At 49.1% G+C, this 22565-nt stretch carries 18 protein-coding genes; 15 read left to right on the plus strand and 3 right to left on the minus strand.

Annotated elements, in window-relative coordinates; all coding sequences use genetic code 11:
* The first annotated feature begins 131 nt into the window (after window positions 1-131).
* From C2M24_RS05455 to C2M24_RS05465, 3 genes are all read left to right on the plus strand, one after another.
* Window positions 132-2822, plus strand: coding sequence for an insulinase family protein (locus tag C2M24_RS05455; RefSeq protein ID WP_105213581.1), 2691 nt, complete (start codon window positions 132-134; stop codon window positions 2820-2822).
* Window positions 2823-3053: 231 nt separating this feature from the next.
* Window positions 3054-3467: a GFA family protein gene (locus tag C2M24_RS05460; protein ID WP_105199858.1), complete on the plus strand. Its 414-nt coding sequence runs from the start codon at window positions 3054-3056 to the stop codon at window positions 3465-3467.
* Window positions 3468-3577: 110 nt separating this feature from the next.
* On the plus strand, window positions 3578-4138 hold the full coding sequence (locus tag C2M24_RS05465) for a DUF922 domain-containing protein (RefSeq protein ID WP_158677926.1): 561 nt from the start codon (window positions 3578-3580) through the stop codon (window positions 4136-4138).
* A 394-nt stretch (window positions 4139-4532) separates the two neighbouring features.
* Here C2M24_RS05465 and C2M24_RS05470 read toward each other — a convergent pair whose 3' ends face one another.
* Window positions 4533-5066, minus strand: a complete 534-nt coding sequence (locus tag C2M24_RS05470; RefSeq protein WP_105213582.1) for a DUF2937 family protein — start codon at window positions 5064-5066, stop codon at window positions 4533-4535.
* Window positions 5067-5080: 14 nt separating this feature from the next.
* Window positions 5081-5779, minus strand: a complete 699-nt coding sequence (locus C2M24_RS05475; protein ID WP_158681463.1) for a lytic transglycosylase domain-containing protein — start codon at window positions 5777-5779, stop codon at window positions 5081-5083.
* A gap of 416 nt (window positions 5780-6195) precedes the next feature.
* Here C2M24_RS05475 and C2M24_RS05480 point away from each other — a divergent pair, with 416 nt between their 5' ends.
* From C2M24_RS05480 to C2M24_RS05535, 12 genes are all read left to right on the plus strand, one after another.
* Window positions 6196-6495 (plus strand): isoamylase early set domain-containing protein, encoded by a 300-nt coding sequence (locus tag C2M24_RS05480; RefSeq protein WP_105199862.1) that lies wholly within the window; start codon window positions 6196-6198, stop codon window positions 6493-6495.
* Window positions 6496-6499: 4 nt separating this feature from the next.
* Window positions 6500-8533: a 4-alpha-glucanotransferase gene (gene malQ, locus C2M24_RS05485; protein ID WP_105213584.1), complete on the plus strand. Its 2034-nt coding sequence runs from the start codon at window positions 6500-6502 to the stop codon at window positions 8531-8533.
* Window positions 8523-10757 carry a 1,4-alpha-glucan branching protein GlgB gene (gene glgB, locus C2M24_RS05490; protein ID WP_105213585.1) on the plus strand — a complete coding sequence of 745 codons (2235 nt, stop codon included), beginning with the start codon at window positions 8523-8525 and terminating at the stop codon, window positions 10755-10757. The genes malQ and glgB overlap by 11 nt, the downstream gene beginning before the upstream one ends.
* Window positions 10738-12834 (plus strand): glycogen debranching protein GlgX, encoded by a 2097-nt coding sequence (gene glgX, locus C2M24_RS05495; protein ID WP_233999502.1) that lies wholly within the window; start codon window positions 10738-10740, stop codon window positions 12832-12834. Before glgB ends, glgX begins: the two co-directional genes overlap by 20 nt.
* On the plus strand, window positions 12831-15320 hold the full coding sequence (locus C2M24_RS05500) for a glycogen/starch/alpha-glucan phosphorylase (protein ID WP_105213618.1): 2490 nt from the start codon (window positions 12831-12833) through the stop codon (window positions 15318-15320). Before glgX ends, C2M24_RS05500 begins: the two co-directional genes overlap by 4 nt.
* A 1-nt stretch (window position 15321) precedes the next feature.
* Window positions 15322-16614, plus strand: coding sequence for a glucose-1-phosphate adenylyltransferase (gene glgC, locus C2M24_RS05505; RefSeq protein WP_105199866.1), 1293 nt, complete (start codon window positions 15322-15324; stop codon window positions 16612-16614).
* Between the two features lie 5 nt (window positions 16615-16619).
* Complete coding sequence (locus tag C2M24_RS05510; protein WP_105213587.1) at window positions 16620-18176, plus strand: glycogen synthase; 1557 nt, start codon at window positions 16620-16622, stop codon at window positions 18174-18176.
* Window positions 18177-18619: 443 nt separating this feature from the next.
* A complete protein-coding gene (locus C2M24_RS05515; protein ID WP_105213588.1) occupies window positions 18620-19720 on the plus strand; it encodes a ParA family protein in 1101 nt (366 codons plus the stop codon).
* Entirely contained in the window at window positions 19720-20406 is a 687-nt protein-coding gene (locus C2M24_RS05520; protein WP_105213589.1) for a RelA/SpoT domain-containing protein, read from the plus strand. Before C2M24_RS05515 ends, C2M24_RS05520 begins: the two co-directional genes overlap by 1 nt.
* An 81-nt stretch (window positions 20407-20487) precedes the next feature.
* A complete protein-coding gene (locus C2M24_RS05525) occupies window positions 20488-20913 on the plus strand; it encodes a lysozyme inhibitor LprI family protein (RefSeq protein WP_105213590.1) in 426 nt (141 codons plus the stop codon).
* Between the two features lie 94 nt (window positions 20914-21007).
* Window positions 21008-21646 (plus strand): class I SAM-dependent methyltransferase, encoded by a 639-nt coding sequence (locus C2M24_RS05530; protein ID WP_105213591.1) that lies wholly within the window; start codon window positions 21008-21010, stop codon window positions 21644-21646.
* A 150-nt stretch (window positions 21647-21796) separates the two neighbouring features.
* The gene (locus tag C2M24_RS05535; RefSeq protein ID WP_105213592.1) at window positions 21797-22012 is read left to right on the plus strand and encodes a TIGR02450 family Trp-rich protein; all 216 of its coding nucleotides are present in this window, start codon (window positions 21797-21799) and stop codon (window positions 22010-22012) included.
* A gap of 103 nt (window positions 22013-22115) precedes the next feature.
* Here the strand turns inward: C2M24_RS05535 and fur are convergent, their stop codons facing one another.
* Window positions 22116-22559 carry a ferric iron uptake transcriptional regulator gene (fur, locus tag C2M24_RS05540; RefSeq protein ID WP_105213593.1) on the minus strand — a complete coding sequence of 148 codons (444 nt, stop codon included), beginning with the start codon at window positions 22557-22559 and terminating at the stop codon, window positions 22116-22118.
* Window positions 22560-22565: the final 6 nt, after the last annotated feature.

Here is a 22565-nt window from a genome sequence, read left to right on the forward strand (position 1 = left end):
TAGTAAGTAAGGCACCCATTCCCAATATAATAATTCTAGTTAACTTAGAGCCTTACCCTCGGTTAGCTGGATAGCGCCAGGTAAGCCTTTAGCAAGCGAAGTGACAATAAGAGATTTAGGAAGTTTCAAGGATGACAGGGATACACAATGTTAAAGCGAATAAAGGTTTGTTTGTCGTTTTCCTCCTTATCGCACTATATCTTTCAGGGCCGGCTTTTGCCGAAGAAAGTTATAAACAACTCACTTTGGCTAACGGTGTTGAAGTCTATTTAATCTCAGATCCTGTGGCGCCTGTCTCGGCTGCATCTTTGATAGTTCAAGCGGGTTCGGGTGATGATCCCGAACATCTAGCTGGGCTTGCGCATTTGCTAGAGCACGCCGTACTCTTAGGGAGCAAAGAATATCCTCAACTAGGTTCATTCAATCATTACTTTAAAAAGCACAATGGTTGGTCAAACGGTTCAACAAGAACGGATCACACCCGATACCACTTTCAAGTTAATAACAGCGAGTTTGAGTCGGCGGTAAATAGACTCGCCGATGCAATTGAAAACCCGATTATCAATGACAGCATCATGACAACGGTAATAAAGGCTGTGGATGACGAGTTTTCGGGGAAATCGATGGATGAGTGGCGTGGCACCCTTGAAGTCATCAAGGGAAGAATGAAAGAAGGTCATACTGCCGCTAAGTTTGATGTTGGTAATAAAAGCATATTTGATAAATTCCCAGACAACCTACAACAAGAGTTAGTTAACTTTCATCAAACGTACTATGTTGGTACCAATATAAAGGTGGTGCTTTATTCCAACCAGCAAATAGCGGAGCTTGAGAGGGTAGCGCTAGAGGAGCTTTCGATAATTAGAAAAGGGCTTGCAAACAATAGATCAGATAAGGGCTTGGTCTGGGAGCGCCCAAAACTGAATTTAGTTAATGTGAAATCCAGAGGAACATCGAAATCTTTAGATGTTTTATTTCCAATCCCGTCTAAGTATTTTTATGAAAAAAACAAAGTTAACCAGTTAGTCCTCAACTATCTAGGAACAGAAACCCAAGGCTCTTTGTATCAGCACCTGTATGATCAGGGCTTGATCACTTCGCTTAACGTGAATTTATTGGGTGACGCTGACTACGGTCTGCTTGATGTGTATTTAAAGTTGACTGACAAAGGCTTACAGAATACTGATTTAATCGTCAACGAGCTATTTACCTATATTGCTTACCTACAACACTCTGAAGAGCTTTTGCGGTATTTTCTGGAATTGAAATATCAAGCACAACTGAGTGCTCGCCAAGAATTGGATATTGAACCGGGCGACAGAGCGTCTTTGATTAACGAAAGGATGTTCTATCTTCCCGTAAATGCGTGGATAGATGAGTCAAAACTCTACAAACCGCAGTATGTTACCTCGGATGACATCAATAAATTTAAGGGGTTCTTATCCACGGAGAATGCTTTGATTGTTAAAACATCTCCCGAGGCGAATACAGACAAGATATCGCCTATCTATAAACTCCAATATAAGCTCAAAAATATAAAGCTTATAAAGAACGACCTTGAGAATAAAACAGCTTATTCGCTGCCACAGGCCAATCCCTTTCTTAATCCCGAGTACAGTCAAACCCCAGCTCGACCCGAGTCGACGTTATCTGAAAAACGCTACTTTCAGGGGCATGATTTAGATATATGGGTTGAGAGTGGTTCACATCAGGCTGAGGTCATTTCTTCTTTGAGTATTTTTGCATTTCGCGAAGATTTGGAAGCTGATGAGGCGTCCTACCTGAACAGGGTTATCAAGACCAAAGCGCTCATGTTTGAATTAAGCGACTTTCTCTATCATGCCCAAAGCGCGGGCTATAAAGTGAGGATCAGCGCAACATCTCAAGGCTACAAAATAGATGTATCAGGTAATTCAGTGCATTTTGAAAAGATCATTAACACCATTTTGCACCAAGTCTACAGTAATGAAGTGTCACAGCCTGAATTTAACCGCGCCAGGGAAGCAAGCTTGGCTGCAGTTGACGGTATTTTGCAAGGGAGCCTGGAGTCCAGAGTCAGAAGGCGCATACAGGATGTAGTGAAAGCGCGGTTTTCCCTTACCAACGGCTCGCTGGATTATTTGCGCCGTGTTACTTTTGACGACTACACCCAGTGGCATCATTTGCAGCCAGCAAACTATAAACTTAGAGCGGTGCTAATTGGTGACTTTAACCAGAAACACCTGGCTCGGTACTTCAATACCAGCTCGTTAGAGCCCAAGGAGTTTAAAGCTCTTTCACCAAAACTCGAACTAAAAACAAGTCATAGTTTAAATAGCAGTTATGATGATGGCGTTTGTGCCCTTACCGTTGATTTACGGGATAATCCTGCCTTTGCGTACCTATTGAGCGCCATAATACGTAAAGATTTTTATAACGAACTGCGCAGTAAAAAGCAGCTTGGTTACTTTGTTTCTGCTGAACTAATAAAAGGGTGGGGAGGACCGTTTTTATCCTTCCAGGTACAGTCACCAAATTATGATTCTAAACAGCTTTGCAGCGAAGTTTCCGTGTTCTTGGCAGGTTATCATGAGAGCCTAAAGAACATGGATGAAGGTGATTTCAACAAGATGAGAGCCTCGGTGCGTACCGCGCTGTTAACCCCCTTTGCTAATGTGCATAAACATCAAGCTGTGCTGAATGAGGAAGTTATCGGTGGCTTTGCCGCTCGAGAAGAAATAGCTCAGCAATTGGCTTTACTCGATCAGGCTAGATTCCTTGCCCTGTATCAGAGCCTTATCTTTGAACAAAAGGCAGCAAGAATTAAGGTTACTGTGAATTAAGCTAATTATGATTTCAGCGCCAGCAGCAAATTGAACCTAAAACCTAGGCACTAAAAACTTAGGTTTATTATCTCTAGGAGCTATCGACGGGCTCTGCATGTAACTCTAGATGCAATCATCTAACCCTACATGTTACTTATCTTTTTCGTCATTATTACATAGCCTCTCACACCCGCAAACCATGGGCTACACTTTGCTAGGACGTGAATAATAATTAACCAGGAGATATTTATGGAATTACACGGAAGCTGCCTATGTGGTGGCGCCAGCTACAGCGTCAGCGGTGAGGTGTGCGGTTTTTATCTTTGCCATTGTCACCGCTGCCAAAAAAGCACAGGCTCGGCTCATGGTGCCATCGTTTTTATGGATGCGGCCCAGCTTGATTGGTTACGTGGCGAACATTTATTGACTCGTTATCGTGTTGACGACAGCCGCCATGAAAAGTGTTTTTGCAGCGTATGTGGTTCATCATTGCCTTTGCTTGTGGAGGAGCGGGGAGTGGTGATGGTGCCCGCCGGCAGTGTCGACAATGGTGAGCTGCCCCAGCCCAATGCCCATATTTTTACTTCGCGCCAACAAGGGTGGCAGCAATACATTGCCTTGTTACCGGGTTATGAGGAATATCCGCCCAAAGAGAGCAACTAACTGAATACTGTCATTATTCTGTTATGTAACAATGATATAAGCTTCCCTAATTTTTTAGCATAAAGAATGGTGTTGCGGTCGTATGCAGTGGCCGTGACCTAGGAAGTAGTGTGCGTCTTATTCTTGTAGTTATGTTTTTATCTCTGCCAGCCTACGGCAAACTTGATGTCAGGCAGAGTACACAAAATTATCCCGTTTACGCCGATGTGCTTGGTGAGTTACTGAATACTTTGGATGCCGCGTCCCCGGTTAAGCGTGATGGTAAGGTAGAGCATGGTCATATCCAGCATCAGATTGGCTGGGAGTTTTTATTTAATGGCCGGACTCGTCAGTGCCAAGTGGAGAAGTTAACAACGACGGTGGAAATTGAATACACCTTACCCAGGCTCGATAGCTACAGTGAAGCGGTAAAGCAACTTTGGTCGCGCTGGTATCCGCATCTGGCCGAATATCAACGTAAGCAGGGCTTGATGATCATCGCCGCCGCCGAGCGTCTCGACCAAAAATTGGCGGCACTGCCTCAGATAGGTAATTGCCGCATCTTGAAAAAGCAAGCGCAGCGAATTGGTGAGCAGGTGCAAGGTGAATTGAGTTTAGCGCTGCGGCAATTGCAACAAGAAACTGAGTTTGGGCGCACCGAAAATGCCTGGCTGGTGGATCATTTAAACTAGCTTAAGGCATGAACTCCTTTTCTAGGCGCTCTCTAAGCCCTTTTTATCTAGGGTCTGTTTATCTTTGCGGTTTACTTTATGTTCAATCTAAACGCATTCTGATGAATGTCATCACTGATTTATGTGGTTTAATTCATCCGTGAAGCTTGGTTACATCGCGCATCCATGCGCTCACCTCGCTAAGCTGCGAAGCATTGCTTCGGTCTTGCTCGCCTATGTTCATAGCGAGTAACACAGAGCAGGATGCGTTTAGATGAACCCGCAGGGCAGCGCTTGTAGCGCATTTCTACTGTGTTGTTACATGTTTATGTAGAATAACTACACCACACATGTGCCGCCTTGTATAAATACACTACAAACTGCTGCAGAAACAAACAACAAAGGTCAACAGACCCTAGGATTGGCTCCGCGCAGGGCGGAGCATACGGCCGATACGCATAAGTGCCAGCACCATTAACACAAACAAGGCCTCAATCGTCCAACTGACTATTAGGGCAAAAATGACCGCGCTGGCCAGGGCTTCAAGGTTAAGCTGGATTTGCGGCGTGTAATTATGCCAGACCTGAGTTCCTATGCTTTGCACCGGGGAGCGAACCAGGTGCAGGTAGGGGTGTTGGCTAAACTCTTCAAGGGCCAATTCCAAGGTGTTACTACGCTGTAACAGTGTGGCAAGATTATCGCCACCTTTGGCATACACAGGGTCGTTGCTTTGTTGATAATGCGCTAACAACTGGGAGAGGGAACCGCCAAAAAATTGTACGGCATCTTCCTTAAAAGGCGCTACGGCGGCGTTGGTTTCAACCATTGCCGCGCGCAGCGCATGTCCATAATCATCTTTAAATCCTGGCACCTGTAGGCCAACCAAGGCGGCAATAAAAAACACACATAAGCGCAGGTAATTACGGCACCAACGGATAATCTTTAGCATAGGTTTACGAGAACTTAAGGTGAAGTAACAGATTGCTCCAGTGTGTCATTTTTCACCATTAATTGCGAGGCCAGCAGCTCTTGCTCCTCAGAATACTGTCGGTAGCGATTACGCAAAATATCTATGCGCTGAACAAAAGCGCGGGTTTGTTTAAACGGCGGCACGCCGCCATAGTGCACCACTCTGCTGGGGCCAGCATTATAGGCTGCGGCCGCGAGTTTGGCGTTGCCCTTAAAACGTTTTAACAAATGGGCAAAGTAGGCGCTGCCAGCGGCAATATTTTCTGCCGGATCGAAAGGGTCGTTAATATTGAACTCTTTTATCAGCAGGGGCATAAGCTGCATTAAGCCCTTGGCTCCCCTGTTGGATTCGGCCTTGGGGTTAAAGTTAGACTCGGCATGTACTATGGCCTTGAGCAGCGCCAGGTCGATGCCGTTCTCTTTCGCTGCGGCGACTAGGTGCTGATGATATTTATCTGTATACAGTGGGGTTCTGTGCCAGGCTGCTAGTTGCTGATCGCACTGGTCACATTTTAATTCTACAACCTCAAAGCCTTTAACCTTGGGCTTGGCATCGGTGAAAACCGCGATCCCTTGTTGGTTGTAGTAGTGATAGATGGTGGATTGTGCCTGAACTGCAAATGTTGTCCCTAATACGGCAAATAATACAAACACTTTCAAGGCATTAAGTTTTGACAAAAGTGGTCTTTCCATGTGGTGTGCTCGCATTTTGATTCACCTTTAAGCCTAGCACAGGGTCATGATTTAGGATGAGAATTTGTAGTATAAATGAATTTTCACTTAACGCACAGAGAGTTAGCTTTTTACCCACCTTGCTTTTAAATGCTATCTACGGGGCTAAAACACATTTTGTGTACATTTATCTAACAAAGGTGTTCTGCGCTTGCTAACAGTTGGCATTGTTTATGCGATGGATCTGCTAGGACGTAGTAAATTCGGGGTTAACAACCAAAATTGCACTATTTTGGCGCTCGGCTTGCACTGTAATAAAGCGTCCATATTAGGCTGCTAGCCTAATTCAAACTTTGCAAAACACACCGATTTGCTTAGCAGTATCCATGGCACATTGATGTGGCGATCGAATATTCAACCTTATTTGGAGCCCAGCTATGCTAAAAAAACGTTTTTTTAAAACCAAAGAAGAAGCAGAAGTCACCTTTGAATATATGCATCCGGATGCCGAAGCTGTGGCCTTAGTCGCCGAGTTTAATCAGTGGCAACCGCTGGCGATGCAATATTCGAAGAAGGATCAGTTATTTCGTACCAAGCTGCGCTTACCGAAAAACAGCGAGTTTCACTTTCGCTATTTGATCAACGACGAGCAGTGGGATAACGACCATCAGGCCGATGCCTATGTTGCCAATGATTTTGGCACTGACAATAGCGTTGTTTCGACTTACTTAGGTTAGTGCCGTGGATGTCTTCGCGCAGGCCTGTTACCTCATGGGTGTTGGCTATGAATACCATAGCTATGAAGGCGAGTTGCTGCGCTTTAGTGATGCGGTGCGCAGCCAAGCCCTGACGGCCATGGGTGTGGACGGCGCGGATTTAGCGGCGCTGGCCCAGCTTAATTTTCGCCTGGACGCCGCGCCTTGGCTGCAATTGGTAGATAACACCAGCCTGGTGCATGAGCAGCGGCCGCGCCTTTTGGTGCGGGTGCCTCAATCTTTGTATCAAGACAACCAGGCGAGTGTGCATTTGCTGTTAAGTGACAGCGACAAACACCTGGATTGGTCATTGGCCAAGGGTGAGATTGTCGGCGACTACTGCCTCGACCATGAGAGTTATGTGCAACTGGCCTTTAGCTTGCCGTTAAACTGGCTTGCACCCGGGTTTTATGATGCCCAGGTGACAATAGGCGAGCAAGTTGCAGATACCCAATTATGGTGGGTGCCTACACACAGCTATCAGGTTCCTTGTTTTACAAAGTCCACAAATGTGGCGGCGCCAAAGCTGCTGGGTTTGTCCTTTGGTCTGTACACCCTGACAAGCGAGCGCGGTGTCGGCATCGGCGACTTTTCTGATTTAGCCGCCATAGTTGTTGCCGCCGCAGAGCAGGGGATAGATTATCTGCTGCTCAACCCGTTACACCTGCTCGACACCAAAGACGCAAAGGCCGCCAGCCCTTATAGCCCTGTGAGTCGGTTGTTATTACACCCCCTTTATATCAGTATCGAACTCAGTGAAGATTGCGATCAAGGGCTTCGCCAAGCCTTGAGCGAGGCGCATGAACAATATCAAAGCCTTGCCAGTGCCCCCTGGCTCGATTACGAGCAGGTGTATGCCTTGAAATGGCCCTTGCTCCAGCGTCTCTATACGAATTTTTGTGCATCCGCCTGTGATGAGCGTCGTCGCGCCTTTAAGCATTTTCAATACGCCCAGCGCGATGCTCTGGATACCTTGCCAACCTACAGCAGTGAACAGGATGAATATTGGCAGTGGCAGGCCTGGTTGCAACGCAAACATTGCCAGCAACTGGCCATCACCAGCGGCATGCGCATAGGGCTTATTAACGACTTGGCCGTGGGTGTTACGCGCGCTAGCGGCGAATATCGCCAGTATCAATCGCACTTTACTCAGGGCGCCGAGATAGGCGCGCCGCCGGATCCCTTTGCCCGTCAAGGACAAAACTGGGGCATGCCGGCACTTCACCCCAAACGCATGGCAAGGGAGCACTTTGGCTACTTTAAAAGCCTGCTTGGCGCCAATATGCGCGATGTTGGGGCGCTGCGTATCGACCATGTGATGGCGCTGCGTCGTTTATGGTGGTGCCTGTCAGAGCAAGCAGGAAAAGAGGGCGAGCAACAGGGCTGCTATGTGTATTACCCATTTGAAGAGTTGCTGGCAGCGGTGAAAATCCTCAGTCATCAATATCGCTGCGCTGTGATTGGCGAAGACCTGGGTGTGGTACCGCCGCAGGTGCAAACAGCGCTGGCCCAATCTCAAGTGCTTACCAATACCGTCTTCTATTTTTGTCGCGACCAGCATGGCTTTTGGGCGCCTGAGCATTTGCCCGAGCAGACCCTCTTGATGATAAGCAATCACGATTTGCCGCCCTTCGCCGCCTGGTGGCAAGGTGGTGATATCGAACAGGCGCAAAAACTGCAGCTCGTTAGTGTAGAGCAAGTACAAGATTTATATCGCCAAAGGCAGCTGCTGCGTGAGCAGTTGTTAGCGCTGCTCGCTAAGCATAACCAGGTTCACAGTCAAGAATCCACAAGTGAGGAAGTATATGCGGCCTTGTGTCGGGTGTTGGCCAAAGGGCCTAGCCGCTTGCTGACCCTGCAACTGGACGACCTGGATAACCAGCAGGTGGCGGTTAATGTTCCCGGCACCCATACTCAATATCCCAATTGGCGGCGACAACTAAGCACCCAGGGCGGTGCGATTTTGGCGCGTCGGGCGTCCCTTCTTCAGCAATTAGGTAGAACTAGAAATGGCACGTAGCGCAAAGAAAGTAGAGTTTCCGGTTAATTTAGATGCAGCCCTCGCGGCCCTTGAGCAGGCTAAAGTGGGCGAGCCACGCCAGCTATTGGGTCATCAGTGTATCGAGGGGGCCTGGTTTATCCTTGCCTATAAACCCGGCGCCGAATCCGTGGCTGTGGTGTGTGCATCGGGCACAATTCAGGCACAGCGTTATGGCGATTCGGATCTGTTTTTGGCGCCCAGCCAGGCGCAATTCGAACCTTATGAGCTGCAAGTTCGTTACCCGCATTTAGAGCGCCAGGAAGCGGATGTGTTTAGCCTGGGGCTGGGATTGAGTGCCGCCGACCTTTTTTACTTTCGCCAGGGCCAAGAGCAGCAGGCGCAGCGTCATTTAGGCGCGCACCCCATGGATATCGACGGAATTAGTGGCGTACGCTTTAGTGTCTGGGCACCTAATGCTCAGGCGGTCAGCGTGATTGGCGATTTTAACCATTGGGATAAGCGTCAACACCCCCTAAGTCGTGTTGATGACAGCGGCGTATGGGCCATTTTTATTCCCTCAGTGCCAGTGGGCAGCTGTTATAAATTCTCCATTTACAGCGCGCTGGGCGAGCACCTGGTAAAAGCCGACCCTTATGCGCTGGCCATGGAAAAACCGCCGGCCACCGCTTCGGTAGTTGCGCAAATACCAACACTTGTGCCGCTCAGCCCAGATTATTATCAGCAGCGCAGCGAGCGCAATGCCATTGATGCGGCCATTAGCATCTATGAGGTGCACCTGGGCTCCTGGCGCCGCGGTGAAAACAATGAGTATTTAACCTATCGTCAACTGGCGGAGCAGTTGCTGCCCTATGTAGAAGAAATGGGCTTTACCCATATTCAATTGATGCCGATCAGCGAATATCCCTTCGACGGCTCCTGGGGCTATCAGGGTATAGGCCTGTTTGCACCGAGTGCGCGCTTTGGCAGTGCCGAGGACTTTGCTTACTTTTGTGCCCAGTGCCGCGCTGCGGGTATCGGCCTGCTGCTCGATTGGGTGCCCGGTCACTTTCCCGGTGACAGCCATGGTCTGGCCCGTTTTGACGGCACCCACTTGTATGAGCATGCGGATACCCGCCAAGGCTTCCATCCGGATTGGCACACCTATATTTACAATTATGACCGCCAGGAGGTGCGCAGCTTCTTGGTGTCAAATGCCACTTACTGGCTGGAGCAATTTGCCGTGGATGGCCTGCGTGTAGATGCCGTCGCTTCCATGCTATACCTAGATTACAGCCGGCAAAACGGTCAATGGCTGGCGAATAAATTTGGTGGTCGCGAAAACCTCGGCGCCATAGATTGTTTGCAGCAGATCAACAGCGTTTGCTATGCCCGCAATCAGGGGATCATGATGGTGGCGGAAGAGTCCACCGCCTGGCCCGGGGTCACTAACAGCGTAGAGCATGGAGGCCTGGGTTTTGGTTATAAATGGAATATGGGCTGGATGAACGACTCGCTCAAATATATGCAGCTTGACCCCATCTATCGCCAATATCATCACCATGAAATGACCTTCTCGCTGGTCTATGCCTTTAGCGAAAACTTTATTTTGCCGCTGAGCCACGACGAGGTGGTACACGGCAAAGGCTCGTTGTTACATAAGATGCCCGGTGATCTGTGGCAGAAATTCGCTAACCTGCGCGCCTATTACGGCTTTATGTGGGCTCACCCGGGTAAAAAACTTCTCTTTATGGGCGGTGAGTTTGCTCAGCATGACGAGTGGAACCATGACAATTCCTTGCAATGGGATTTACTGGTGCACGCCAGTCATCAAGGTATCCAGGACTGGGTGCGTGATTTAAACCTGGTGTATCGCCAATACCGGGCCTTGCACGATAACGACCGCGACCCCAGCGGCTTTACCTGGCTTGATGGCGATAACAGTGCCCACAGTATTTTCAGCTTTGTGCGCACGGCTAAGGATGGCGGCCAAAAGGTGATTTGCGTGCATAACTTTACTCCTCAGGTGCACCATGATTTTCGCTTACCCGTGCCTGCAGCGGGCAAATACAGGGTGTTACTTAACAGCGACGACCAAGCCTATGACGGCAGTGGTGTAGCCGTTATTGAGGATGAAAATACGTTTATTGAGGCCGAGCCCGTGCCCTGGTTGCAGGAGTCTTATTCGCTGCAATTAAGTCTGGGGCCTCTGGCCAGCATTTATTTGTTGTGGGAGTGCGATGCGGATGCAGTGGCTAACCCGTAACGGCAACACAGATATCTTGGGCGCCTCGGTCAACGCCGAAGGCGTGAATTTCTGCGTCTTTGCCGAGCATGCCGAGTCCGTGTCCCTGTGCCTGTATGATAATTCCGGCCATAGCGAAGTGGCTCGGGTGGAGCTGTATCGCGGTGAAGCCGGACTTTGGTGCGTGCAAATCGATGGGATTTATGAAGGTCAGCTCTACGGTTACCGGGTTCATGGTCCATTTGCGCCCCACAAGGGGCAACTCTATAACGCCAATAAACTCCTTATCGACCCCTATAGCTACGCGCTTTATGGCGAGTTTCAGCCCAGTGTGCGCCATCGTGCCATAGACGAGCAGGGGGTATTGTGCCCTTTGGATAACGCTCATCTTATGCCTAAATCCAAGGTCTTTCAGGGAACTCCCTATGCCGGGAAGCGCCCGCAGATCCCTTGGTCGCAAACCGTTATTTATGAGTGCCATGTTAAGGGTTGGTCAGCGCGTCACCCGGGTATCAGCGCCGCCAAAAGGGGCACCTTTTCGGCTCTGAGCGAAGATGCCTTTATCGAGCATATAAAGGCGCTTGGCGTCACCTCTGTTGAGCTGATGCCGGTGCAGCAGTTTATTAGCGAGCCATTTTTAGCGCCCTTGGAGCTGAGCAATTATTGGGGTTACAACACCTTAAGCTATTTTGCGCCCCATAAGGGGTATGCCCTGGATAATCCCACGCATGAGTTTACTGAAATGGTTGCCACCTTGCATCGCCATGGACTGGAGGTGATAGTCGATGTGGTTTACAACCACAGTAGTGAAGGCGCCTTACTCGGACCTTGCTGCCATTTGCGCGGTTTTGATAATCAGGTGTACTACCGTCTTGATGCTGAGGGTCAATACATTAATGACACCGGCTGCGGCAACACCCTGGCGCTGGAGCGCCCACAAACCTTGCAATTAGTGCTCGATAGCCTGCGATACTGGTATCAGGTGCTGGGTGTTGATGGTTTTCGCTTTGATTTAGCGCCCATTCTTGGTCGCGATAAACGGGGGTTTAAAGCCGCCCACAGTTTCTTTCAATGTCTTGCTCAAGACCCTGTATTGCGCCGTGCCAAGGTGATTGCTGAGCCTTGGGATATAGGCCCGGGCGGCTATCAGCTCGGTGCTTTTGCGCCGCCCTGGCGGGAATGGAACGATCAGTACCGCGATGTGGTGCGCCGTTTTTGGCGCGGTGATGCGGATATGCTGGGGCTGCTGGCCAAACGCCTGCATGGCTCGGCGGATATTTTCGTCAATCGTCCCCCGAGCAGCAGCATTAATTTTATCGTCAGTCACGACGGTTTTACCTTGGCCGACTTGGTCAGTTATGAACACAAACATAATCAGGCTAATGGCGAGCACAACCGTGATGGTCACAGTGCCAACTACAGCTGTAATTATGGTGTTGAAGGTCATAGCCAGGACCCGCAAATCAAGGCACGCCGCCTTAAGGCACAAAAGAACCTGCTGCTTAGCCTCTTACTTTCTAAAGGCGTGCCCATGCTCAGCGCCGGCAGTGAGCTGGGCCATACTCAGGGCGGCAACAATAATGCTTACTGTCAGGACAACGCCATTAGCTGGTTGGCCTGGCACGACTACAACAGCCATCATCCCTTGGCGAGTTTTATCAGCGAACTACTGACGGTGCGCCGCTACTTCGCCATTTTCACGCTCGACAGGCATATCCATCCGGATGATCCCCGCTTTACTGTGCTTTGGTATCGTCCCGATGGCCGCCAGATGCAAACCCAGGATTGGCACGATACCAGTTTGCATACCCTGATCTACACCCTGATCGACAATGACCGCCAGCAGTGTCTGACCTTAGTGTTGCACCGTGGTGGCAGCGAGTGTGAGTTGTGTTTGCCGCCCTTGGGCTTGTGCTCAGAGGCGCTTACGGAGGAGCGCGGGCGTTGGCACTGTGTGCTCAGCAGTGACTGTGATACCCAGGGTTACGGCAGCGCCATGCCAGCAATGCATCAAGGCGACAAATTTACCTTAAGCCCCGGCTCCAGCTGGGTGTTTAGCAATATTCCATGGCCGCAAATAGTGAGACCTTCAGCATGACTAAACCTGCACCCCAATGCCAACCCTATGATTGGCAAGAAGCCCCCTTGCTCGACAGCCAAACCCTGGCCGTTGATCTAGCCCGGCATCTGCATTACACCCTGGGCCGTGACAAGGTCGGCGAATCCCAGCATTATCTTTATCAGGCATTGGCGCTGACCATACGAGATAGATTGGTGGCTCGCATGCGCCATACCCGCAATGATAATGCCGATAAACGCAGCGTGTCTTATTTATCCTTGGAATTTCTGATTGGTCGCAGCCTCAATAACGCCATTTTAAATCTCGATTTGGCCGATGAGGTCAGGGCCGCACTGGCAAACTATTGCGCCGAGCTTGAACATGTGGCCGATGCTGAGCATGACGCAGGCCTAGGAAATGGTGGCCTGGGACGCCTTGCGGCGTGTTTTCTCGATAGTTGTGCGGCCATGGCCCTGCCAGTCACCGGCTATGGCATTCGCTATGAATATGGCATGTTCAACCAGCGTTTGGATAATGGCTATCAGGTTGAGCAACCAGATCACTGGCTGCATGAGGGCCACCCCTGGGAGCTGCCGGCACCGGACCAAACGGTGCGGGTGAAGTTCTTCGGCCATGTTGAGGTATTTAAGGATGCCAAGGGGCGCAGCCATCGCGTGTGGGTAGACACCCATGATGTTTTTGCCGTGCCTTATGATGTGCCTGTGCCCGGTAATGGCAATGACGTGGTCAACACCCTCAGGTTGTGGAAAAGTGAAGCCACCGATGAATTCGATTTAAGTGAATTTAATGCCGGTGGTTATGCCGAGGCGGTGGCGAAGAAAAACCTGGCCGAACAAATCTCCATGGTGCTGTACCCCAATGATGCCTCGGAAAACGGCAAGGAATTGCGCCTGCGTCAGCAATATTTCCTCTGCAGTGCGTCCTTGCAGGACAAAATAAAACAATGGGTTGAGCGCCGCGGCGATGATTTCACCGAGTTTGCCGATTATCACGTATTCCAGCTTAATGACACCCATCCCAGCATAGCCGTGGCCGAGCTGATGCGTTTGCTCATTGATGAGCACGAGCTCGATTGGCAGCAGGCCTGGGACATCACCACACAAACCATGGCCTACACCAACCACACCTTGCTGCCGGAAGCCTTGGAAAAATGGTCGGTAGCCCTGTTTGCCCGTCTATTGCCGCGCCTGCTTGAGATCATCTATGAAATCAATGCCCGTTTCTTAATAGAAGTGGCAAAACGTTGGCCCGGCAATAACGACAAGCAAAGGGAAATGTCGTTAATCGAGGAGGGCACAGAGCCACAGGTGCGAATGGCGTATCTGGCCATTGTTGGCAGCTTCTCGGTCAATGGCGTTGCCGCGATGCACAGTGAGTTACTCAGGCAAAACCTGTTTAAAAACTTCTACGAGTTATGGGCACATAAATTCAATAACAAGACCAATGGTGTGACCCCCAGACGTTGGTTGATGCACTGTAACCCGCAATTGGCGGCGCTGATCACCAGTAAGATTGGCGCACACTGGCAGGATGACTTTAGCGAGATCAGTAAACTGCGCCGTTATTACGATGAGCCACAGTTGCTGGCCCAGTGGCAAGAGGTTAAGCAAGCCAATAAGCAGCGCCTGTGCGCCCTGGTGCAGTCGCAGTGCGGCGTGGAATTTGACGCCAATATGCTGTTTGACGTTCAGGTTAAGCGTATTCATGAATATAAACGCCAGCTGCTTAATATCCTTCATGTTATTCATCTGTATCGGCGCATCTGCGATGGCGATACCGACAATATGGTGCCGCGTTGCGTACTCATTGGCGGTAAGGCGGCGCCGGGATATTTTATGGCCAAACAGCTTATTAAGTTGATCAGCAATGTAGCGGCGACCATCAATGATGATGCCAAAGCCAAGCCCTGGCTCAGGGTGGCATTTTTGCCTAACTACAATGTTACCGCCATGGAAACCATCTGTCCGGCGGCGGATCTGTCCGAGCAAATCTCTACCGCAGGGAAAGAGGCATCCGGCACCGGCAATATGAAATTTATGATGAACGGCGCCATTACCATAGGCACCCTGGACGGCGCCAATGTGGAGATGCGCGAAGCCCTTGGCGGCGAGCATTTCTTTGTGTTCGGCGCCGAGGTTGAGCAGGTTGATGCCATTCGCAAAAATTACAATGCACGCGACACTATCGCCGGTGATAAGAATTTAAGTGCTGTTTTGGCGCTGCTGAAAAGCGGTCATTTCAATGTCTGTGAGCCGGGGATTTTCGACTCGATTCTGGCGGCGCTCTATAGCGACACCGACCCTTGGCTCACTTGCTACGACTTTGCCGATTATTGCCAGGCGCAAGAGCGCGTCGCCAAGGCTTACCAGGATAACCAAGGTTGGACGCAAATGAGTGTGCTTAACACCGCCGCATCCGGCCCGTTTTCCAGCGACCGAACCATTGCCCAATACAGCCAAGAGATTTGGCGCCTAAACCCGATTACTACACCCCAAGGAGAATAGTATGCCCAGTTATGCCAATCGCTATATTAGTAATCTGACCCGTGATACCTATGCGCTGATCCTCGCCGGTGGCCGAGGCTCGCGTTTGCACGAGCTAACCGACTGGCGCGCCAAGCCTGCGGTGTATTTTGGCGGCAAACACAGAATTATCGACTTTCCGCTGTCAAACTGCATAAACTCGGGTATTCGTCGCGTGGGGGTAGCAACACAATATAAGTCGCACTCGCTTATTCGCCATGTGCAGCGCGCTTGGGGGCATTTTAAAAAGGAACTGGGTGAGTCGGTGGAGATTTTACCGGCATCGCAGCGTTATGGCGACGAATGGTATTGTGGCACCGCCGATGCGGTATTCCAGAACATGGATATTATTCGCCATGAACTGCCTCGCTACGTGATGATTTTATCCGGCGACCATGTTTATCGCATGGACTACGGCGCACTGATAGCCAAGCACGTTGAAACCGGCGCCGATATGACTGTGTGTTGCATCGAGGTGGACAGCCAGGACGCTGCCAATACCTTTGGGGTGATGACGGTGGATGAACATAATCAAATTCGTCGCTTTGATGAAAAGCCTCCGGTGCCCAATGAAATTCCAGGTAAACCGGGTCGCTGTTTGGCTTCGATGGGTAACTATGTGTTTAATACCGAGTTCCTGTTTGAGCAGTTGCACAAGGATGCGCAAAACTCGGGCTCGGGCCGTGACTTCGGCCATGACATTATCCCCGCCATTATCGACCAGCATAAGGTATTTGCCTTTCCCTTTACCGACCCGAATATGTCTGGTCAGCCTTACTGGCGTGATGTGGGTACATTGGACTCTTTCTGGGAGGCGAATATGGAGTTGGTATCGCCAGAGCCAAAGCTTGACCTTTACGACCCTAGCTGGCCTATTTGGACGTATCAGGAGCAACTGCCACCGGCAAAATTTATCTTCGATGATGACGAACGCCGCGGCATGGCGGTGGACTCCACGGTTTCAGGCGGCTGTATTATTTCCGGTTCAAGGGTGCGTAAATCCCTGTTGTTCTCCAATGTCTATGTGCATTCTTACTGTGAAATTGAAGAGGCCGTGGTGCTGCCCGGAGTTGTGGTAAACCGCAATTGCCGGATCAAAAGGGCGATTATCGATCGCAGCTGTAAGATACCGGCGGGCTTACACATAGGCCTAGATCACGAGCAGGATCGCGCCAACGGTTTCAGGGTATCAACAAACGGCATCGTGCTGGTGACCAGAGATATGCTCGCGGCCTTGGCGGCCAAAACCAACAGCGGCGCGCAGCAAAGGGCCTAGTTGTTATGAGTGCAGTATTATTTGTAAGTAGCGAAAGCGCCGCCATCAGCGGCGCCAAGGTGGGCGGCGTTGCCGATGTGGTTGCCGAGGTATCAACAGCCTTGGCCCGTATCAAGAGTGCATCAGCTACGTCGGTGCAGGTGGTGCTTCCTGAGTACGCCTGTCTGACACTGGCCGAGCGCACGCTTTGCGGTCAATACTCGGTGAACTTTGCCGGCCATCAATTGACCTTAAGTTTATATCGGGTGCTGGTGGCGCAGGGGGTCACTCACTATGTGCTCAGTCATCCTTGGCTTAATAGCGCCGAGGTGTATCACAATGACACGGATAATCGCCCTTTTGCTGCAGATGCCAGCAAGTTCGCATTATTTTGTTTGGGGGTGGCCGAGGCGATAAAGCAGGGTGCCTTTGGCGAACTGGATGTGCTGCATCTGCATGACTGGCACAGCGCCACCTTGGCGGTGCTAAGGGCGTTTGCGCCTCAGTATGAGTGCTTGCAAGGGTTGCGCACCGTTTATACCGTGCATAACTTGGCGCTGCAGGGCACGCGCCCGTTTAGCGGCGATGAGTCATCGCTGCAAACCTGGTTTCCCTGGTTGGGTTACGACGGACAGCAAATCTGCGATCCTCACTATCAGCATTGCTATAACCCGATGCGTGCGGCCATTACTTTGTGCGATAAAATTCACTTGGTGTCGCCAACGTATGTTGAGGAAGTATTGCAACCGAGCGACCCAGAGCGGGGCTTTATCGGCGGTGAGGGCTTAGAGGGTGAGTTGCAAAAGGCCCATCAGCAAGGTCGTTTGGTTGGCATATTAAACGGCTGCGATTATGAACAAGAAGCCGCTTCTTATCCGCCTAAGGCGCTTTGGCCATTAACGCAGCAGGCGCTGTTTGCGGCCATGGCCAAGCTGCCACAGCTGAGTAGCGGCCACTATATTGCCCATGTACGCATGCAGCAATGGCAGCAGTTGCAAATTAAGCCCTGGTTGGGTTCGGTGGGACGGGTGACGTCGCAAAAGGTCGCACTGCTGGCACAGCCTTTGGCAACGCCTGCGCCTGGAACCCTGGTTATCAATGCGGTGCTTGATGAACTGGCCAAAGAACAAAAGCATTTTATTATGCTCGGCTCTGGCGACTCTTATTATGAGCAGCTCCTGACTCAAGCCATGGCCAGACATGATAACTTCCTCTTTATCAATGGGTTCTCCCTGGCGCTTAGCGACGCCATCTATGAGCTGTGTGAGCTCTTCTTTATGCCAAGCTCGTTTGAGCCCTGTGGTATCAGCCAGATGATGGCCCTGCGTAGCGGCACACCTTGCCTGGTGCACGGTGTTGGTGGCTTAAAGGATACGGTCAAAGAAGGAGAGAACGGCTTTGTATTTAATGGCGACAGCCCAGCAGAGCAAGGTGAGCAGTTACTGGCGTGCCTTACTCGCGCTCTGGACATGCACAAAGATCAGCCCCAGCGCTGGCAACAGCTATGCGCAAATGCCAGAGAATGTCGCTTTAGCTGGCATGAGGCCGCCAAAGCCTATTTAAGCGAGCTTTATGGCGGCTAAAGCGCTTTAGTATTGCACAGCCATACCTTTTATTTCCGATTCTGACACCGGGGCGAACATATGCTCGGCTCGGTGTCATAACAAGACTTTCTCCCCACATTCTCAAAAACGCGGATAAGTAAAAACGCGTCAATTGTGCTTGTTTTGGCACGCTATGTAATACACAAAAACGGCTCGATTATGTGGTAATAAGAGATAGGTTACCGATATTAAGTGGCAAAAATAGATTACATAGCCAGCCACGCAAGGCTCGAATAAGTGAAGGCACGTTTTTTCTGGCTCGTTTCTCGATTGCGTGTGAACAAAACACCTGATAACTTATTGCTATTATTGAATAAAAATTTAATTGGTGGGAAAGGTTAGGGTTGTGGATGACTTCCTTAACTGGGAATTCGCACTAATAAGCTGTTAAGGCACACTAATTATCAAGTGAGGAATATTAATTGAAGATCGTATCAGTATTTAACAACAAAGGTGGTGTAGGTAAATCTACCCTGAGCTTTCACTTGGCTTGTGCCTTGGCAGAGATGGGTAAGAAAACGTTAATGATTGATCTCGATCCTCAATCTAATTTGACTCTACAATGCATTTCTCCTGAGGAATTGGAAAAGCTTTGGACAGAGGAAGAGCCATACATTGAGGATTTCCAATCTGCCTTGGAAGAATCAGGTGAATCCTTTGAAAAATTCGTCGAGAAACCAAGATCAATTCATTGTTTACTTAAGCCGATTGAAGATGGTGTATTTGAGTCATTCAGCTTGGGAAGCGTCTATGAAATCAATGATAATTTAGGGTTGATTCCCGGTCGATTAAGCCTTCACTCTTATGAAGACAAAATATCAAAATCTTGGAGCGATGCATTTCTAGGCGAACCTCAAGCTCTAAGAGTAATAACAAGCATTAGAAATATTTGTCTAGAAGCAGGAGATAAATACGGCTATGAATACGTAATAATTGATACATCTCCGAGTTTGGGAATTTTAAACAGAATTCTCATATCGATGTCTACTGGTTTCTTTGTGCCCTGTATGCCGGACATGTTCTCAACATTCGGTATTACCAATATCGGCCAAGCACTTAAAACCTGGAAAAATCAATTTGAAACGATGTATAGCCTGCTACCTGACAAAAAACGAGCTGTATTTCCAAAGAGCTTTGTAAAATTTCTTGGCTTCACAATCTACAATGCAAAGAAATATACTGGTCAAAATGAGCTTGATCTTGCAGCAGCACATTATTCATACGTAAATCGACTGCCGAGTTCAATAAAAACGCATATACCTGCAGAATGTTATGACCACTTAGACGAAAAGGTTATTGGTTCACCTATAGGCAATAAGTCTGTTATGCACTCGCACAATACCCTTCCATCAATGGCGCAGAAATATAGAGTGCCCATCTGGGAAGTCCCAAATCAAACAAACTTACTCTCTACGGACAGGCCTACTATATCGGGTAATCGTGAGATGTATTTCGAAAAACGAGCTCTCTATCATTCCTTCGCAGAGGATCTTCTAAGTAGATTAGAGGGGTTGGATGACTAATGGGTCAGGAGCTTAAAGAAAAATACAAAGACGTTCTTAATGTCTATGATAAGAATTTTGACTCTCTTGAGTTATTCTACAAGACTGTGAGGAGCTTTTTCGAGGCTCGGTCACTAAAAGGTGTTGTGCATTCGATTCGCCATAGGTTAAAAGATGTGGAGCACCTTATTGAAAAGGTCGAACGAAAAAATCAGGAAGATGAGAAAAAGCCAGAACCGGAACAGCTGGGCCCTATTAATGGGGGTAATTTGTTTGATCGAATTACAGACATGGCGGGCGTTCGAGTTCTTCACCTACATCAAGAACAGTTTGAAACTATCCATAAAGAGATAATGAAAAAAGTCGAGGACGGTGATTTCTGCTTATTTGAAGATCCAAAAGCATATACTTGGGATCCAGATTCAAATAAATTCTTTAACTCTCTTGAAATACAAACTCAACAAAAGGACAGTTTCTACACGAGCATCCACTATGTTTTAAAGCCAAATGAAAGAAGCCCAATAACATGTGAGGTTCAAGTTCGGACCCTGTTAGAAGAAGTGTGGGGGGAAATAGATCACACCATGAACTACCCATCCCCCGTAGAAGATGAACAGTGTAAGGAAAACATAAGGGTATTGGCTCGATTAGTTAGCGCAGGGAGTCACCTTGCGGATTCAATCATGCGGAGATATGGCAAGCCTTAACAAGGCGCTGCAGCCGGACAAATCGTCCGCTGCGCTCCAAATTTGCCGCAGAGCGCGGAGTTATACGCACATGGAGAAGCAATGAAAAAATTAGTGCCCCTGTTACTTTTTATCCCTTTGTTCGCTTTCGCTGAGGAAGCAGTAGACTGCGAAAAAGCGTGGACGACACTCGCGATTAACCAGTGTATGCATAAAGATCTGGTGGCGGCTGAGAAGGCAATGGCTAAGTACTTGGCGAAGAGCCTAGAGAGATATGCACAAGACAATGTCTCAGCAACTGCAATTCAAAAAGGCCAGGACGCCTGGTTGAGTTATCGCGAAGCACATTGTGGAGCAGTTTATGACACTTGGCGTGATGGCACCATCAGGACTGCTATGGGGCTGGGTTGCAAATTAGAATTAACTTATCAAAGAACGGCTGTTTTGTGGCAGTCATTTTTAACTTATGTTGATTCAACACCTCCTTTGCTTCCCGAGCCTAAATCATATGAGCCAAAGTCATATTAAAAGTGCACATAACAAGCGCCGAAACCAAAGGACGCCAAACAACGGGCTTGTGCTACTTTTGATGGGGAAGACCAATTTCATTCTGGAGGGGTAAGTGCAAGAGTTTGATAGAAAGGCTCATTGGCAAAACGTCTATGCGCACAAAGAAGTGACTGAAGTCAGCTGGTTTCAAGCAAAGCCGGCCCTCTCCCTTGAACTCATAGCCAACAGTCATCTCGAACCCTCTGCTCCGATCATAGACGTAGGTGGGGGAGCGTCGGTGCTGGTCGACCAACTGATCGATCAGGGGTTCACAAATCTTACCGTTCTGGATATATCCGGTGCGGCATTGGCTAAATCGGCAAAGCGTCTGGGAGAAAAAGCCGGCGCGGTCAATTGGCTTGAGTCTGACGTTACCGCTTTCTCGCCGGATAGTCGGGTTGCACTTTGGCACGACCGGGCGGTGTTCCACTTCTTAACGGACGCTGCAGAGCGTCAGCGTTACGTGGGGGCGTTGAAAAAAACTCTGCGCCTGGGCGGTCATCTAATTATTGCTGCTTTTGCAATCGGTGGCCCTGAAAAATGCAGCGGATTGCCTATAGTTCAATATGATGCTGCAAAGCTGATAGCTGAGCTTGGGCCGGAGTTCAGGCTGCTTGAGGAGCGAACAGAGGAGCATATCACCCCGGCCCAAAGGGTGCAGAAATTTGCCTATTTTCGCTTTGAGCGCATCGCAGAAAATGAAACAGCTTAAGTGCTGGCACAAAGCTATATCGCCTAACATGCGTCCGCACCACGGTATAAGGTATTCTCTCTAATAAGGTTCAAAATTACTGAACTTTATTCTTAAGACCTTCGTAAAACACGTTGTTTGCAAATACAGTCACAATGTTATGGAGTGGGCATGAATCGCATTAACCCGGCTAAATTACACCATAGTAAGTGGACAGCAGTTAAGCCGATGAATCGAGAAAAGCATTTCTTAGTATCAGAAATTGAGTTCGACGAGGAGGGTGCTGTGATTTCCTGTAAATTGGAAGCAGTTCTGTCTAAGAACGAGTATTTAATAGACTGGACTGAATTGAAAAGCCAAGAGCAATGGCTTCAAGGTTGGAAATAACCGCAACCCACGCAAAACACCTTAATGCCGCATTATCAACATCTTAAAAACAGGCACAAAAAAGCCTGCGCTGGGCAGGCTTAATGTCAGCGAAAATGGCTGTTTAGCCGTTTTCTAACGCGTATTGCTTACAGGCATCCGTGTCCACACATTCGCCATACAGGTAAAGTGAGTGGTTGGTTAATTTAATGCCATTGCTGTTGGCGATTTCAAGCTGACGCTGTTCGATCATCTCGTCTTCGAATTCGATTACGCGACCACATTTTAAACACACCAGGTGATCGTGGTGGGTCGAGCCCGCAAGCTCAAACACTGATTTACCGCCTTCAAAGTGGTGGCGGGTAACGATGCCGGCATCGTCAAACTGGTTTAGGACGCGATACACAGTTGCCAGACCGATTTCTTCACTGTTATCGAGCAGGATTTTATAGACATCCTCGGCGCTGATATGTTGGTTATCAGGGCATTGGAGGATCTCCAAAATTTTAATCCGCGGAAGCGTGACCTTGAGGCCTGCTTTTTTGAGCTCTAGGTTATGATCAGTCATTCAACT

Origin of the sequence: Pseudoalteromonas sp. T1lg22 (genome assembly GCF_002964645.1) — a bacterium.
GTDB lineage: Bacteria > Pseudomonadota > Gammaproteobacteria > Enterobacterales > Alteromonadaceae > Pseudoalteromonas.

Excerpts from the sequence above, each read along its gene's own strand:
- glgC (WP_105199866.1), top strand. The coding sequence starts at position 15,322 with ATGCCCAGTTATGCCAATCGCTATATTAGTAATCTGACCCGTGATACC.
- C2M24_RS05510 (WP_105213587.1), top strand. The coding sequence starts at position 16,620 with ATGAGTGCAGTATTATTTGTAAGTAGCGAAAGCGCCGCCATCAGCGGC.
- C2M24_RS05480 (WP_105199862.1), top strand. The coding sequence starts at position 6,196 with ATGCTAAAAAAACGTTTTTTTAAAACCAAAGAAGAAGCAGAAGTCACC.
- fur (WP_105213593.1), bottom strand. The coding sequence starts at position 22,559 with ATGACTGATCATAACCTAGAGCTCAAAAAAGCAGGCCTCAAGGTCACG.
- glgB (WP_105213585.1), top strand. The coding sequence starts at position 8,523 with ATGGCACGTAGCGCAAAGAAAGTAGAGTTTCCGGTTAATTTAGATGCA.
- C2M24_RS05520 (WP_105213589.1), top strand. The coding sequence starts at position 19,720 with ATGGGTCAGGAGCTTAAAGAAAAATACAAAGACGTTCTTAATGTCTAT.
- C2M24_RS05455 (WP_105213581.1), top strand. The coding sequence starts at position 132 with ATGACAGGGATACACAATGTTAAAGCGAATAAAGGTTTGTTTGTCGTT.
- C2M24_RS05535 (WP_105213592.1), top strand. The coding sequence starts at position 21,797 with ATGAATCGCATTAACCCGGCTAAATTACACCATAGTAAGTGGACAGCA.
- C2M24_RS05460 (WP_105199858.1), top strand. The coding sequence starts at position 3,054 with ATGGAATTACACGGAAGCTGCCTATGTGGTGGCGCCAGCTACAGCGTC.
- C2M24_RS05475 (WP_158681463.1), bottom strand. The coding sequence starts at position 5,779 with ATGGAAAGACCACTTTTGTCAAAACTTAATGCCTTGAAAGTGTTTGTA.
- C2M24_RS05470 (WP_105213582.1), bottom strand. The coding sequence starts at position 5,066 with ATGCTAAAGATTATCCGTTGGTGCCGTAATTACCTGCGCTTATGTGTG.
- C2M24_RS05525 (WP_105213590.1), top strand. The coding sequence starts at position 20,488 with ATGAAAAAATTAGTGCCCCTGTTACTTTTTATCCCTTTGTTCGCTTTC.
- C2M24_RS05500 (WP_105213618.1), top strand. The coding sequence starts at position 12,831 with ATGACTAAACCTGCACCCCAATGCCAACCCTATGATTGGCAAGAAGCC.
- glgX (WP_233999502.1), top strand. The coding sequence starts at position 10,738 with ATGCAGTGGCTAACCCGTAACGGCAACACAGATATCTTGGGCGCCTCG.